Source organism: Streptococcus sp. SM5, assembly GCF_027497975.1.
Map to the genome: position 1 here is coordinate 92,143 of NZ_JAJNSC010000001.1, position 15,010 is coordinate 107,152.

Consider the following 15,010-nt stretch of genomic DNA (forward strand, 5'->3'; position numbering starts at 1 on the left):
TCATTACAGACTTTCTAGCCAAGCTTCATCTCGAACCTCAATACCAAGTTCTTGTGCTTTTTGAAGTTTGCTTCCAGCATCTGCTCCTGCCACAACGAGGTCGGTCTTTTTAGAAACACTGCCTGTTACTTTTGCACCCAGACTTTCGAGTTTACTTTTAGCTTCTGAGCGTTTGAGACGTTCCAATTTCCCAGTCAATACAACGGTCAAACCTGACAAGGCCGCATCCGCTACTACTGTCTGACCTTTATAATCCAGATTGACCCCAGCTTCTTTCAATTCTCTGAGAAGAATTTCAGAGCCCTCTATCGCAAAATAAGTCTGAAGACTCTTGGCAATCACACCACCCAGACTCTCAATACTAGCCACTTCCTCTGGATCTGCTTGGGCCAGATTTTCAATCGAGTGAAAATGTTGAAGTAACAACTGACTGGCCTTGCTTCCAACATGGCGAATTCCCAAACCAAATAAGAGCTTCTCGGCAGAATTTTCCTTAGATGCTTGAATGGCTTGATACAGTTTAGCAGCAGACTTTTCCTTAACCCCCTCTAAAAGGAGGAAATCTTCTTCTTTCAAACGATAAATATCTGCCACATCCTTAACCAGATTAGCAGCAAATAGTTTCTCAACAATAGATGGACCAAGGCCTGTAATATTCATAGCATCTCGAGAGGCAAAGTGAATCAAGCCTTCCATGATTTGAGCAGGACAACGCGGATTGATACAACGGAGGGCCACTTCATCTTCAAAGTGCAACAAGTCAGAATCACAACTTGGGCAGTTTGTAGGGATATCTAGTTTCTCTTCAGAAACCCGTTTGGATTCTACCACACGCAAGACAGCAGGGATGATATCTCCAGCCTTATAGACGATAACCGTATCATCTTTGCGGATATCTTTTTCAGCAATATAATCTACATTGTGCAAGGTCGCACGGCTAACTGTTGTTCCAGCAAGCTGAACAGGAGTCAGATTGGCAGTTGGGGTCACAACACCCGTACGGCCTACTGTCCAGTCAACCGACAGGAGTTGAGCTTCTTTTTCCTCAGCAGGAAACTTATAGGCTACTGCCCACTTTGGAGCCTTAACAGTAAAGCCAAGTTCTTCTTGATCTGCTAGGTCATTGACCTTAATCACCACCCCATCTATATCATAAGGTAGATTCTCTCGTTCCTGTCCTACTTCTTGGATAAAATCCCAAATCTCATCCATATTTTCAGCCAGAATTCGTTTAGAATTGACTACAAAACCGAGCTGTTCTAGGTGCTTCAAAACCTTTTCTTGGCTATCACGAGTTGACGGACTAGCTTCTTGATAGAGGAAAGTGGCAAGATTACGCTTGGCAACTACTGCTGTATCCAGCTGACGCAGAGTTCCTGCCGCCGCATTACGAGGATTGGCAAATTCAGGCTCTCCATTTTCTTGGCGAGTTTGATTAACCTGGTCAAAAGAAGCGCGTGGCATGTAACATTCCCCACGAACAGTGATATCTAACTCTTCTGGTAGTGTCAAAGGAATGTCCTTAACACGCTTAAGATTTTCTGTGATGTTCTCCCCAACAGAACCATCTCCACGCGTTGCACCTGCAACTAGAATCCCCTTTTCATAAGTCAGCGAGATAGACAAGCCATCGATTTTCAGCTCACAAATATAGGTTGGATGAGCCACTTCCTTACGAACACGCGCATCAAAAGCTTCAAGCTCCTCACGTGAAAAAGCATCCTGCAAACTATAAAGAGGATACTGATGACTATATTTTTCAAAACCATCTAAAACCTTGCCACCAACACGATGGGTCGGACTGTCTGCTAATACTTGATCTGGATAGGCGGTTTCTAACTCAACCAACTCACGATAAAGACGGTCATACTCACTGTCTGAAACCGACGGATTGTCGCTGGTATAGTACTCAGTCGCATAACGATTGAGCACGGCGACTAACTCATTCATTCTTTTATTCATAAGACCATTTTACCATAAACTAAGCCCTCCTCACAAACGAGAAGAGCGGAAAAAATACTTAGATTGGAATTATTTTTAAAACTCAAGCAGCTTTATATCAATTTTTCAAAATGAGTTCGAACATAAATAAACGATATACAAGACAAGATGATAACACCACTTCCAATTATCAGGAAAGAAGAGAGATGTACACTTGGCAAGACTGTCATAAATCCTTTTGCAATAGGCATAAATAGAATAGCTAAGGTAAAAATTGTACTCAGTACCCTCCCAAGAAATTCGCTCTCAACCTTGGTTTGTACTCGAGTAAAAAAGTGAATATTAAAAATCGTCATAAACAATTCACAAACTAAATTTCCAGAAAAGGAAAGAAAAGTTGCCAGTGGTAATCCCATCATAAAAACTCCGACACCTGTCAAAGCTAGTAAAATCAAAAGATTATAAACATTAGCTTTAATTTTACTAGCTAGAAGAGCCCCAATGATGGAGCCAATCGCACCCATGGTTAAGATAGTCGCATAAGCTCCTTCTACTCCATATAGTTTATTTGAAAAAGGAAGCAAAAACTCAAAAGCCGCAAAAAAGAAATTAACGCTGGAAGCCACTAACAGGAGAAAGAAAATCTCTTTTTGATGCCAGATATAGTGCAAGCCATCTTTGATATCTGCAAAAATATCTTTACCAGTAAAAAGTTTCTTATCTTGAACCATTGGTTCTTCTTTTGGAAGTAAGGCCACTAGAACAAATGCTATAAAAAAAGTCAAAGCATCTAGTAAGAGCGTCAGATGGAGACTTGCAAATTGTAAGACCAGAAAAGAAAGTACAGGAGAACTCACACTGACAACCTGCAAGACCAACTCCAAACGAGAATTGTAGAGGACCAGTTCATCCTTCTCTACCAATTCTGTGATAATGGCCTTATTTGCAGGTCTAGAAAAGGCAAAAGCAATAGCCTGCACAATATTGGCAAAAATCAAAGCGCCAATCATCCAGCTGTCATTCCTTATGAAAGAAATAGCCAGACAAAGAATCCCACAAACAAGGTCTGTCACCATTAAAATCCTACGACGAGAAAAACGGTCTGAAATGACTCCACCAAAAGGATTTACGAGAATAGATGTGACCAGTTCAGAAATCTGATACATTCCTAAAACTGTCTGTCCGATAGTCCCCATGGAAGCCAACCAGACACTATTTCCATAATCATAGAGCATATTCCCTATCTTGTTAACAGCTCCACGGCTAATCAACTGTACGGCATAGCGATTCATAAAAACTCCTCTCAAATTTTGAAACTATTGTATCAAAACTTGGAGGAGTTTCTCATTTTTCCCATATTTGGGAAAATTAATCTTTGACAAATTTCTCGTAGTGTTCCTGATAGTAGGCTACTTGCTCTGGAAGACCTAGCACGTCAAAAATATGCATGGCCTCTTGCATCTGCTTACAGCCTACTTTACACTGTCCCTTTTGATACAAGGCAAAACCTTTTAAATAATGGAAAACATTACGCTCATAAAGTTTAATACCTTTACCAATAATCTTCTCTGTATAAGTCTCAAAATATCTTGCATTGTCAAAAGAAAGATGCTCTAAACAATGCTGGTAACAATTAAGGGCTAAAATCAAGACCAGTTTTCTATGGCGACCAATTTCTTGATAAAATCCCTCCCTCTCCATCACTTCTCTACCAATTCGAGTGACGTAGTCCACATCGTAGAAACTATAGAGGTTTCCAAAAAGAATCAACTCATACATGGTCCATTCTTCTGTTTTGAAGAGATAATCTGCTACCTTATCCAAATCATCCCGCTCCATATGATAACTCGAATCTCTTTGACAAATCAGACCTTGTAGCAAAATCCAGTTCAGCTCAAAATAAAGGGGATTCGTCGAACTCTTAGCCTTTTCAAGTTGTTCTCTTTGAAGCTTTTGAAAACCTGCAATATCATTTGAGTAGTAAAGGGGTACAATTTGTCCCATCATGGCAACATGTTCATGATTATGAAAATTCCTTGCCTTGTCCATGAAATTTTCGATTGTAACATGAATGTTATCTAAAATATCAAAGAAACGGGAAACTGCTAGATCAGACTCCCCAAGCTCGAAGCGAGATAACTGAGAAGTTGAACAGGACTCGCCTGCAGCCTCCTTTAAGGAATAATTGCCACTTGTTCGAAATTCACGAAATACTTTTCCAAGATGTTCCATTTTTACACCTGCTCTGATAATTCTTCCCATTCAAGCATCGCTTCTTCCTGACGGTGGCTGATTTTGTCCAGCTCAACCTGTAATTCCATCAGTTTGTCGGCATCGTTTGTTTCCAACATTTGTTCAGAAATGACTTGACTTTGACTTTCTAATTCTTCAATTTCAGCTTCTAGACTTTCGATTTGTCGCATGAGTTTGCGAACTTCTTTTTGACTTTCTTTCTGAGCTTGATAGTCATTAACTGGACTTGATTCTTTTGCTTGATTGCTAGTTGAAGCTTCCTCAGCCTGAAGCATTTCTACTTCTGCTTTCTTCTCAACATAGTAATCGTAATCTCCCAAGTAGAGAGTTGATCCATTCTCTGACAATTCCAGTACATGAGTTGCCACACGATTGATAAAGTAACGGTCATGGCTGACGAATAGAAGAGTTCCATCAAAGTCAATCAAGGCATTTTCTAGCACTTCCTTGCTATCAATATCCAAGTGGTTGGTCGGCTCATCCAGAATCAAAAAATTATTGTTTTCCATGGAAAGTTTAGCCAGGAGCAAACGCGCTTTCTCCCCACCAGACAGCATGCCAACTGATTTTTTAACATCATCTCCTGAGAAAAGGAAGGCACCAAGACGGTTACGAATTTCAACTTCAGGTGTCAGTTTGAAATCATTCCAGAGTTCATCCAGTACAGTATTACTTGCTGTCAACTTACTTTGGGTTTGGTCATAGTAACCAACCTCAACATTGGCCCCAAAGCGTTTTTCTCCCTTGATAAAAGGAATCTGTTCCACAATAGACTTGATAAAGGTTGACTTGCCGATACCATTTGGACCAACGATGGCAACAGCATTCATCTTACGAAGGTCTAGGTTGATAGGCTCTGACAATATTTCCCCATCATAGCCAATAGCCACATTTTCAACAGTCAATACAACATTACCCGACGTTTTTTCAGACTGGAAGGTCATATTGGCTGATTTCTTGCCAGCTTCAGGCTTGTCTAAACGCTCCATTTTTTCCAGTTGTTTACGACGAGATTGGGCACGTTTGGTCGTTGAAGCTCGGACTAGATTGCGATTGACAAAGTCTTCCAGAGCAGCGATTTCCTTTTGTTGCTTTTCATAGTTTTTTGCTTCAGTAGCTAGCTTCTGCTCCCTCAACTCGACAAAACGAGAGTAATTCCCCACATAACGATCCAAGGAATGCTTGGTCAAATCTAGCGTAATTGTCGCAACCTTATCTAAGAAATAACGGTCGTGGCTGACGATAATGAGGGCACCGCTATAATTTACCAAGTAATTCTCTAGCCAGGCTATAGTTTCAATATCTAAGTGGTTAGTTGGCTCGTCCAAGACCAAGAGATTTGGCTTTTCAAGAAGCATTTTGGCAAGTGCCAAACGAGTATTTTGACCACCTGAAAGCTCGGCAATTTTCATCTGCCACATAGACTCGTCAAACTTAAATCCATTCAAAATCGCTCGAATATCAGCTTCATAGGTAAAGCCACCTGCTTGGCGAAAATTCTCAGATAAACGATCATAATCTGACATCAGTTTGTTCAAATCCTCACCAGACTTTTCACCCATCTCTAACTCCATCTGACGCAGTTGTTTCTCCGTCCGACGTAAGTCATCAAAGACATGAAGCATTTCATCGTAGATGGTATTTTCAGACTCAAAACGGCTATCTTGGGCTAGGTAAGACAGAGAAATATCTTTTTTCTTATTGATTTCTCCACTAGTTGGCTCCTCTTCTCCAACCAAAATCTTCAAAAGAGTAGACTTACCTGCACCATTTTTCCCAACGAGAGCAATCCGGTCTCGTTCATCAACTTGTAGGTTAATATTATCAAAAAGAACCTCTCCTGCAAAAGAACGTTCAATTCTATTAGCTTGTAAAATAATCATAAGAGTAGTATAGCATGTTTCCCTAAGGCATTCAAGACTTGATAAACCGGCATATGTCACTACTTTTCTGTAAATTATGCTAGGGTTTTACTAAAATGCTAAAAAATGCTATAATGTGAACGGTTAAAACAATTTACAAAAAGGAGAATTTCAATGTCTTACCAAGAAAATTACCAGAAATGGGTTGATTTTGCGGAACTTCCTGACTACCTTCGTCAAGATTTGGAAAATATGGATGAAAAAACTAAGGAAGATGCCTTCTATACAAATCTTGAATTTGGTACTGCAGGTATGCGTGGCTTGATTGGTGCGGGTACAAACCGTATCAACATCTACGTTGTTCGCCAAGCTACTGAAGGATTGGCTCGTTTGATTGAGTCAAAAGGTGGAAACGAAAAAGAACGCGGTGTAGCAATTGCCTACGATAGCCGTCACTTCTCACCTGAGTTTGCCTTTGAATCTGCGGCAGTTCTTGCTAAACACGGCATCAAATCTTATGTATTTGAAAGCCTTCGTCCAACTCCAGAACTCTCATTTGCAGTTCGTCACCTCAACTGTTTCGCAGGTATCATGGTCACAGCTAGCCACAACCCTGCACCATTTAACGGATACAAGGTTTACGGTGAAGACGGTGGACAAATGCCTCCACACGACGCGGACGCTTTGACTACTTATATCCGTGCAATCGAAAACCCATTTGCAGTTGAAGTTGCTGATGTGGAAGCTGAAAAAGCTTCTGGCTTGATTGAAGTTATCGGCGAAGCTGTCGATGTTGAATACCTCAAAGAAGTTAAGGACGTAAACATCAACCCAGCCTTGATTGAAGAATTCGGTAAAGACATGAAAATTGTCTACACACCACTTCATGGTACTGGTGAAATGTTGGCTCGTCGTGCTCTTGCCCAAGCAGGATTTGACTCTGTTCAAGTCGTTGAAGCGCAAGCAACTGCCGATCCGGACTTCTCAACTGTAAAATCTCCAAACCCAGAAAGCCAAGCAGCCTTTGCCCTTGCTGAAGAACTTGGTCGTCAAGTTGGTGCAGATGTTCTTGTGGCAACTGACCCTGATGCTGACCGTGTTGGTGTTGAAGTTCTTCAAAAAGATGGTAGCTACCTCAACCTTTCAGGTAACCAAATCGGTGCTATCATGGCAAAATACATCTTGGAAGCCCACAAAAATGCCGGAACTCTGCCTGAAAATGCAGCCCTTTGCAAATCTATCGTATCAACTGACTTGGTAACGAAGATTGCTGAAAGCTACGGCGCAACCATGTTCAACGTTTTGACAGGTTTCAAATTCATTGCTGAAAAAATCCAAGAATTCGAAGAAAAACACAATCACACTTACATGATGGGATTTGAAGAAAGCTTCGGTTACTTGATTAAACCATTTGTACGTGATAAAGATGCTATCCAAGCCGTTCTTGTCGTTGCAGAACTTGCTGCCTACTACCGTTCACGTGGTTTAACACTAGCTGACGGTATCGAAGAAATCTACAAAGAGTACGGCTACTATGCAGAAAAGACAATTTCTGTTACCCTTTCAGGTGTCGATGGTGCTGAACAAATCAAAGCGATTATGGCGAAATTCCGTAACAATGCTCCGAAAGAATGGAACACAACAGCTATCACTGTCGTAGAAGACTTCAAGGCTCAAACTGCTACTGCTGCTGACGGTACCGTTACAAACTTAACAACTCCTCCAAGTGATGTGTTGAAATACACACTTGCTGACGGTTCATGGATTGCAGTTCGCCCTTCAGGGACAGAACCAAAAATCAAGTTCTACATTGCAGTTGTAGGTGAAACCAACGAAGAATCACAAGCTAAGATTGCGAACATCGAAGCAGAAATCAATGCTTTTGTAAAATAAAGTCCTATAAAAGATGAGACCAACCAATCTCATCTTTTTTTCGTATCAAATCTAAGCAATTTTAGAAACTTTATGGCATACTAGACTTATCAATGAAAGCGAGGTAATCTCATGGAACAATTTTTAGATAATATCAAAGACCTTGAAGTCACTACAGTTGCGCGTGCGCAAGAAGCTCTTGATAAAAAAGAAACTGCAACCTTCTTTATTGGTCGCAAAACTTGCCCTTACTGCCGTAAATTTGCAGGTACTTTAGCAGGTGTCGTAGCTGAAACCAAAGCTCACATCTACTTCATCAACAGTGAAGAACCAAGCCAACTCAATGAGTTGCAAGAATTCCGCTCACGCTACGGAATCCCAACTGTACCAGGCTTCGTTCACATTGCAGATGGACAAATCAATGTTCGTTGCGACTCTTCAATGTCAGCACAAGAAATCAAAGATTTCGCTGGATTGTAAAAAAGCCACTCATCGAGTGGTTTTTAAATGGTCAAAATTACGTTTTTTCAAGCAAATCTTGTATCATCCGATGCAGTTCTTCGATTTTCTCAGATTGTTTCTCTATTAATATTCTTTGGCCCGATAATTCGTCTTGGAGTTTATCAAGTTTTATCTGTTCATCTGGATTATCTTTTACAAAAAAGTTCGTCAAGGCACTTGTTAACATTCCTATTGTACTAATCCCTACCAACATTAATAAAAAAGCTAGCCATTTCCCAAAAAGGGAAACTGGAACAATATCACCATAACCAACAGTGGTTACTGTCACAAGAGCCCACCAAAGACTATCTGAGAAAGATTTTTCTTCAACTACAGATAAAATTGAACTTCCTACTAGAACAATAAAAATATTAACATACAAGATATAAATCAGGCCATTTGTCCGTAAGAATCTACTAATTTTTCTTTCTAATTTACCTGTAAGTCCAATTATTCTAAGTAAACGAGTCAGTTTCAGTAATTTTGTCAGCCTTGCTAAGCGGAAGATACGCCCTAATCGCAATACTGTAAAAATGGCATTTAAAGGAAGGATAGCTAACAAGTCAAAGATATTTTCAAGTATAAACCTCCATTTTGCTTTACTTGAAAAGAACCGCCAACCATAATCTACCACAAACACAAACCAAAGTAGCAAGTCAATAATACTGTATGGAGGACTGTCTAAATCAATCATCTCAGCAAATCCAAGTAATACCAGAATATACTCAACTTTAATTCAATAAATATCTCTCCGATGACCAACTTCTAGAGTAGCAACGACTAATTCATCATCTACAATTTGTACGATAACTCGATAATTACCAATTCTATAGCGCCATTGACCAACGCGATTACCAACCAAAGCCTTTCCGTGTCGTCTTGGGTCTTCCAAAACATTGGTTTGTAAATAGTTTGTAATTATCTTCTGCGTATAACGATCCAATTTTTTCAATTGCTTGATGAAACGTCTTGTTGGAACTAATTTATACAAATTATTCATCCTCCAAGCCTAAATCATGCATCATTTCTTCCCAAGTAACGGGTTCAACTCCTTTTTCCAAGTCTTCTAAATACTCTTGATAGGCTAAATCTGCCACACGAGCATCGTATTCGTCTTCTAGAGCTTCAAGAGTTTTGGTGCGGATAAGTTCCGACAGGGAAACTCCTTCAAACTTAGCCATTGCTTTCATAAATGTTTTGTCAGCTTCAGAAACTTTTAATGTAATAGTAGTCATCTTTTGCACTCCCTTTTTTAATAGTAACACCATTGTATTACTTTTTAGGTGTTCAGTCAATATAAAAAGAACACCTTCTTAGCGTTCTTTCTATATATCTGTCAATGGTGTTGCGGTATCTGGTGAGGTATCATAAACCTTAAAGTCTACTCCTACACCTAGATCAGCTTGCGCCAGCTGATTGACCATGGTCATATGAGCCAGTTCCTTGATATTGTTTTCCTTAGACAAATGTCCTAGGTAGATTTTCTTAGTACGATTTCCTAGCGTCCGAATCATTGCTTCAGCACCGTCCTCGTTAGAAAGGTGACCGAGATCTGATAGGATTCGTTGTTTGAGTCGCCAAGCGTAAGAACCTGCTCGCAAAATCTCTACATCATGGTTGGACTCGATAAGATAGCCATCTGCATTCTCGACAATTCCTGCCATACGGTCACTAACATAACCTGTATCTGTCAAAAGAACAAAACTCTTGTCATCCTTCATAAAGCGATAGAACTGCGGTGCGACTGCATCATGGCTTACACCAAAACTCTCGATGTCAATATCTCCAAAGGTTTTGGTTTTGCCCATCTCAAAGATATGCTTTTGCGAAGAATCCACCTTGCCAAGATACTTGCTATTTTCCATGGCCTGCCAAGTCTTTTCATTGGCATACAAATCCATACCATACTTGCGAGCCAACACACCGACTCCATGTATATGGTCTGAATGCTCATGCGTAATCAAGATAGCATCCAGGTCTTCAGGTTTGCGATTTATTTCAGCAAGTAGGCTGGTGATTTTCTTACCAGATAAGCCTGCATCCACTAACAATTTCTTTTTTGGGGTTTCCAGATAAAAGGAATTTCCACTGGAACCCGACGCTAAAATACTGTATTTAAAGCCTGTTTCACTCATTCTAGTCTTCTACTTCGTCCTCCCATACTTCTTCCTTCACTGCATCCTTATCATAAGGGAGCACAATGGTAAAGGTTGAACCCTTACCATATATACTCTTGGCCCAAATAAAGCCCTTATGTTGTTTGATAATTTCTTTGGCAATAGACAGTCCTAAACCTGTTCCACCTTGGGCACGACTTCTAGCACGATCCACACGGTAGAAACGGTCAAAGATACGTGGTAAATCCTGCTTAGGAATACCCAAGCCTTGGTCTGAGATGGATAAAATCATCTGATCATCAGTAGTCTTCATGGTCACTGTGATTTTCCCACCATCTGGAGAATATTTAATGGCATTGTTGAGAATATTATCAATCACCTGCGTCATCTTGTCTGTATCAATTTCAATCCAGACAGAGGTAATCGGATAATCTCTAACCAATTCGTATTTCTTCTCTTCGTCTGGTCCCCTCATCTTATCAAAACGGTTAAGGATAAAGGTAATAAAGGCAGTAAAGTTAATCAGTTCCACATCTAGATGACTGGTTGCATTATCAATACGTGAAAGATGGAGAAGATCCGTCACCATCCGCATCATACGATTGGTTTCGTCTAGAGATACCTTAATAAAGTCTGGTGCAACAGGTTCTGACAAGGCTCCCTCATCCAAAGCTTCAAGATAGGATTTTACACTAGTCAGTGGAGTCCGTAACTCATGACTAACGTTAGAAACAAAGAGTCTCCGTTCGCGCTCTTCCTTCTCTTGCTCCGTTGTATCATGCAGAACGGCAACCAGACCTGAGATAAAGCCAGATTCTCGACGGACCAAGGCAAAGCGTACACGAAGGCTCAGATATTCACCATTGTCATCCTGAGAATCAATCATGAGTTCAGGAATCTGCGTAATCAAATCACGAAGTTCATACTCATCTTCAATCTTAAGCAATTCTAGAATACTTTTATTGAGAACCTCTTCTTTCTGAACACCTAGCTGTTTCTTAGCCATGTCATTAATCATAGTAATCTTGCCACGACGATTGGTCGCAAGGACTCCATCCGTCATGTAAGACAGGATACTATGTAATCGTTTACTCTCTTGTTCCAGATTTTCTTGAGTCAAACGGATTACTTCTGATAAATCATTGAGATTATTGGTAATATTAGTGATTTCAGAGCTTCCCTGCATATCCAATACCTGAGAATAGTCTCCTGCAATCAGGTCTTTCACCTTTTGATTAATTTGCTTCAACCGAATATTATCTCGCCGATTTTCTAGCAAAAGTAAGGTAACAATCAAGATAAAACCCAATAAAATTAAAATGAAGATAAAATCACTAGTAAGAATATTTTTTCTAATAAATTCAATCATTATTTCTCATATAATAACCAACACCGCGACGTGTTAGGATATACTCTGGACGACTTGGTGTATCTTCAATCTTCTCACGCAAACGTCTGATAGTTACGTCAACTGTTCGAACATCTCCGAAATAATCGTAACCCCAGACCGTTTCAAGTAAGTGTTCTCGCGTAATTACTTGACCGATATGAGAAGCCAAGTGATACAAAAGCTCAAATTCACGATGAGTTAAATCTAGTTCTTCACCGTATTTTTTAGCTACATAAGCATCTGGTACAATCTCCAAGTCCCCAATTTGCAAGGGTTGGGTTTTCTTTTCATCTGATTCTTGATTATCTACAGAAACCAAGTCCGTGCGACGAAGAAGGGCTTTGACACGCGCCTGCAACTCACGATTTGAGAAGGGTTTGGTTACATAGTCATCTGCACCAAGCTCTAAACCGATAACCTTATCAAATTCGCTGTCTTTAGCTGACAGCATGATAATAGGAACACTACTCGTCTTACGAATAGTCTTTGCAACTTCTAAACCATCAATTTCGGGAAGCATCAAATCCAGAATAATAATATCTGGTTGCTCTGCTTCAAATTGTTCTAGTGCTTCACGACCATTAAAAGCAGTTACAACCTCGTAACCTTCCTTGGTCATATTAAACTTGATAATATCCGAGATTGGTTTTTCATCATCTACAATTAATATTTTTTTCATTTGTTCACCTTTTTCTCTACTATTATATCAAAAAAATAAAAAGAAGACACAATAGCTAGTCTTTACTACTGTCTAAGTTGGCTTGTGCATAAGCCTGCCAGATTTTTTGTTGGGGTTTGGCAAGTGGGTAATTCTTAAACTCTTCTGGTGAAAGCCAGCGAACTTCCCTATCTGGAAAGTCATTGTAGTCACTCACCTGACCTGCTACAATTTGAACATGCCACTTACGATGACTAAAGATATGCTTGACAGTCTCAAAATAAATATCAAGCCAATCAACATCTAGGTCATAGTCCTGCTGGAAACTCTCTTCTGGACTGGGACCAAAGTTCACGCTTTCTTCTGCAACCTGATGAAAGAGGTCAAACTGCTCTCCTTGCGAAAAGTTATCAACTTCTATCAAGGGGAAATGCCAAAAACCTGCCAATAGCTTTTCACTTTCATTTTTTTCAAGTAAAAATTGTCCCTGAGTATTTTTGACCACCAAGGCTTTAAGATAAATTGGAACAGGCTTTTTCTTGGGAGCCTTAATTGGATAACGGTCCATTGTGCCATTCTGATATGCCGCACTAAAGTCCTTAACTGGGCTTTCTTCTGGTCTGGGATTTACAGGCGCCTCAATATCAGATCCTAAGTCCATCAAAGCTTGATTAAAGTCACCAGGCCTTTCTGGGTCAATCAAGATTTCCATCATTGCCTGAAAAATTTTACGATTACTTGGAATCCCAATATCGTGATTAACTTCAAATAGACGTGCCAAAACACGCATGACATTACCATCTACAGCTGGCTCAGGCAAGTTAAAAGCAATACTGGAAATGGCTCCTGCAGTGTAAGGTCCAATTCCTTTCAAGCTGGAAATTCCTTCATAGGTGTTTGGAAATTGACCACCAAAATCAGTCATAATCTGCTGGGCTGCAGCCTGTAAATTACGAACTCGAGAATAATAACCCAAACCTTCCCAAGCCTTCAACAAACGCTCTTCAGGCGCATTCGCCAAACTTTCTACTGTTGGAAACCAGTCCAAGAATCGTTCGTAATAAGGGATAACCGTATCCACCCTAGTTTGCTGGAGCATAATTTCAGACACCCAGATATGATAAGGATTTTTACTTCTACGCCACGGTAAATCTCTTTTGTTTTCATCATACCAAGCGAGAAGTTTCTCACGGAAAGAAATGATCTTCTCCTCCGGCCACATGACGATACCGTATTCTTTCAAATCTAACATATCTCTAGTATAACACAGAAGATTCTAACTGTCCTTTTCCTAGTATTAGTACTCTTCGAAAATCAAATTCAAACCACGTCAACGTCGCCTTGCCGTACTCAAGTACAGCCTGCGGCTAGTTTCCTAGTTTGCTCTTTGATTTTCATTGAGTATAAAAAGCCTCTTCCCAAAGGAAAGAGGACTAAATCTTATTGATGAACAGCTTGGGCTGCTGTGATAAGGGTCAACTTGTAAACATCATCTGCATTACATCCACGAGAAAGGTCGTTAACTGGCTTGTTCAAACCTTGCAAAACAGGTCCTACAGCCGCAAAGCCACCAAGGCGTTCTGCCATCTTGTAACCGATATTTCCTGCCTCGATACCTGGGAAGATGAAGACATTTGCTTGACCAGCTACCGTACTTCCAGGAGCTTTCAGAGCTGCAGTTTCAGGAACAAAGGCTGCATCAAATTGCAATTCCCCATCTATTTCAAGGTCAGGACGCAAGTCGTGAGCAATTTTAGTTGCTTCTACAACCTTATCAACACTTTCACCAAAACCTGAACCCTTAGTAGAATAACTTAGCATAGCAATTTTAGGTTCGATGCCAAACATCTTAGCTGTGATTGCTGAGTTGATTGCAATTTCAGCCAAGGCTTCAGCGTCTGGATTGATATTGATGGCACAGTCCCCAAAGAGGTAACGCTCCGTACCACGAACCATGAGGAAGGCACCTGAAGTACGAGTTACATTTGGACGAGTTTTGATGATTTGAAGAGCTGGACGAACTGTTGAAGCTGTTGAGTGAATCGCTCCTGACACCATTCCATCAACCAAGCCCAAGTAAACCAACATAACACCAAAATAGTTGACATCTTCAACCAAAACCTTGCGTGCATCTTCTTCAGACATTTTGCCCTTGCGACGTTCTACCAAGGCAGCAACCATTTCTTCAAATTTATCGTAGTGTTGAGGGTCGATGACTTCATAACCGTCCTCAATACCTTCGATTTCAAGATAAATTTTAATTTTTTCAGGATTTCCAAGCAAAACAGGAATCACTTCTGTTTCTTTTACCAGGCGTTTAGTCGCTTGAAGAATACGAGGTTCTTCCCCTTCAGGGAGAACGATACGAGCATTTTTACCAACCAAGTTGGCTTTGAGACTTTCAAAAACTTCCATG

At 40.3% G+C, this 15,010-nt stretch carries 13 protein-coding genes and 1 pseudogene; 2 read left to right on the top strand and 12 right to left on the bottom strand.

What is annotated here, in order from left to right; genetic code table 11:
* Positions 1-3 precede the first annotated feature (3 nt).
* The 4 genes from ligA to abc-f form a co-directional block, all read right to left on the bottom strand.
* A complete protein-coding gene (gene ligA / locus PAN07_RS00400) occupies positions 4-1,962 on the bottom strand; it encodes an NAD-dependent DNA ligase LigA (RefSeq protein ID WP_084863423.1) in 1,959 nt (652 codons plus the stop codon).
* Between the two features lie 92 nt (positions 1,963-2,054).
* A complete protein-coding gene (locus PAN07_RS00405) occupies positions 2,055-3,233 on the bottom strand; it encodes an MFS transporter (RefSeq protein ID WP_269796696.1) in 1,179 nt (392 codons plus the stop codon).
* Positions 3,234-3,309: 76 nt separating this feature from the next.
* Positions 3,310-4,173: a MutR family transcriptional regulator gene (locus PAN07_RS00410; protein WP_269796732.1), complete on the bottom strand. Its 864-nt coding sequence runs from the start codon at positions 4,171-4,173 to the stop codon at positions 3,310-3,312.
* A 2-nt stretch (positions 4,174-4,175) separates the two neighbouring features.
* The gene (gene abc-f, locus PAN07_RS00415) at positions 4,176-6,077 is read right to left on the bottom strand and encodes a ribosomal protection-like ABC-F family protein (RefSeq protein ID WP_269796697.1); all 1,902 of its coding nucleotides are present in this window, start codon (positions 6,075-6,077) and stop codon (positions 4,176-4,178) included.
* Between the two features lie 153 nt (positions 6,078-6,230).
* Between abc-f and PAN07_RS00420 the strand changes: the two genes are divergently transcribed.
* Both PAN07_RS00420 and PAN07_RS00425 read left to right on the top strand, forming a co-directional pair.
* A complete protein-coding gene (locus tag PAN07_RS00420) occupies positions 6,231-7,949 on the top strand; it encodes a phospho-sugar mutase (RefSeq protein WP_004254235.1) in 1,719 nt (572 codons plus the stop codon).
* Positions 7,950-8,060: 111 nt separating this feature from the next.
* Positions 8,061-8,408: a thioredoxin gene (locus PAN07_RS00425; protein WP_023947468.1), complete on the top strand. Its 348-nt coding sequence runs from the start codon at positions 8,061-8,063 to the stop codon at positions 8,406-8,408.
* Between the two features lie 37 nt (positions 8,409-8,445).
* Here the strand turns inward: PAN07_RS00425 and PAN07_RS00430 are convergent.
* The 8 genes and pseudogenes from PAN07_RS00430 to pta all read right to left on the bottom strand — a co-directional run.
* A pseudogene (locus tag PAN07_RS00430) lies at positions 8,446-9,150 on the bottom strand (ion channel); the annotation flags it as partial.
* Between the two features lie 15 nt (positions 9,151-9,165).
* Positions 9,166-9,420 (bottom strand): type II toxin-antitoxin system RelE/ParE family toxin, encoded by a 255-nt coding sequence (locus PAN07_RS00435; RefSeq protein WP_031237105.1) that lies wholly within the window; start codon positions 9,418-9,420, stop codon positions 9,166-9,168.
* A 1-nt stretch (position 9,421) separates the two neighbouring features.
* Complete coding sequence (locus PAN07_RS00440; RefSeq protein WP_031237103.1) at positions 9,422-9,664, bottom strand: DUF6290 family protein; 243 nt, start codon at positions 9,662-9,664, stop codon at positions 9,422-9,424.
* A 90-nt stretch (positions 9,665-9,754) separates the two neighbouring features.
* Positions 9,755-10,564: an MBL fold metallo-hydrolase gene (locus PAN07_RS00445; RefSeq protein ID WP_000004961.1), complete on the bottom strand. Its 810-nt coding sequence runs from the start codon at positions 10,562-10,564 to the stop codon at positions 9,755-9,757.
* A gap of 1 nt (position 10,565) precedes the next feature.
* Positions 10,566-11,915 (bottom strand): cell wall metabolism sensor histidine kinase VicK, encoded by a 1,350-nt coding sequence (vicK, locus tag PAN07_RS00450; RefSeq protein WP_269796698.1) that lies wholly within the window; start codon positions 11,913-11,915, stop codon positions 10,566-10,568.
* Positions 11,908-12,615 (bottom strand): response regulator YycF, encoded by a 708-nt coding sequence (yycF, locus tag PAN07_RS00455; protein ID WP_000722072.1) that lies wholly within the window; start codon positions 12,613-12,615, stop codon positions 11,908-11,910. The genes vicK and yycF overlap by 8 nt, the downstream gene beginning before the upstream one ends.
* Positions 12,616-12,670: 55 nt before the next feature.
* Positions 12,671-13,846, bottom strand: a complete 1,176-nt coding sequence (gene mutY, locus PAN07_RS00460) for an A/G-specific adenine glycosylase (protein ID WP_023947456.1) — start codon at positions 13,844-13,846, stop codon at positions 12,671-12,673.
* Between the two features lie 188 nt (positions 13,847-14,034).
* Positions 14,035-15,009 (bottom strand): phosphate acetyltransferase, encoded by a 975-nt coding sequence (gene pta, locus PAN07_RS00465; RefSeq protein ID WP_000451571.1) that lies wholly within the window; start codon positions 15,007-15,009, stop codon positions 14,035-14,037.
* Position 15,010: the final 1 nt, after the last annotated feature.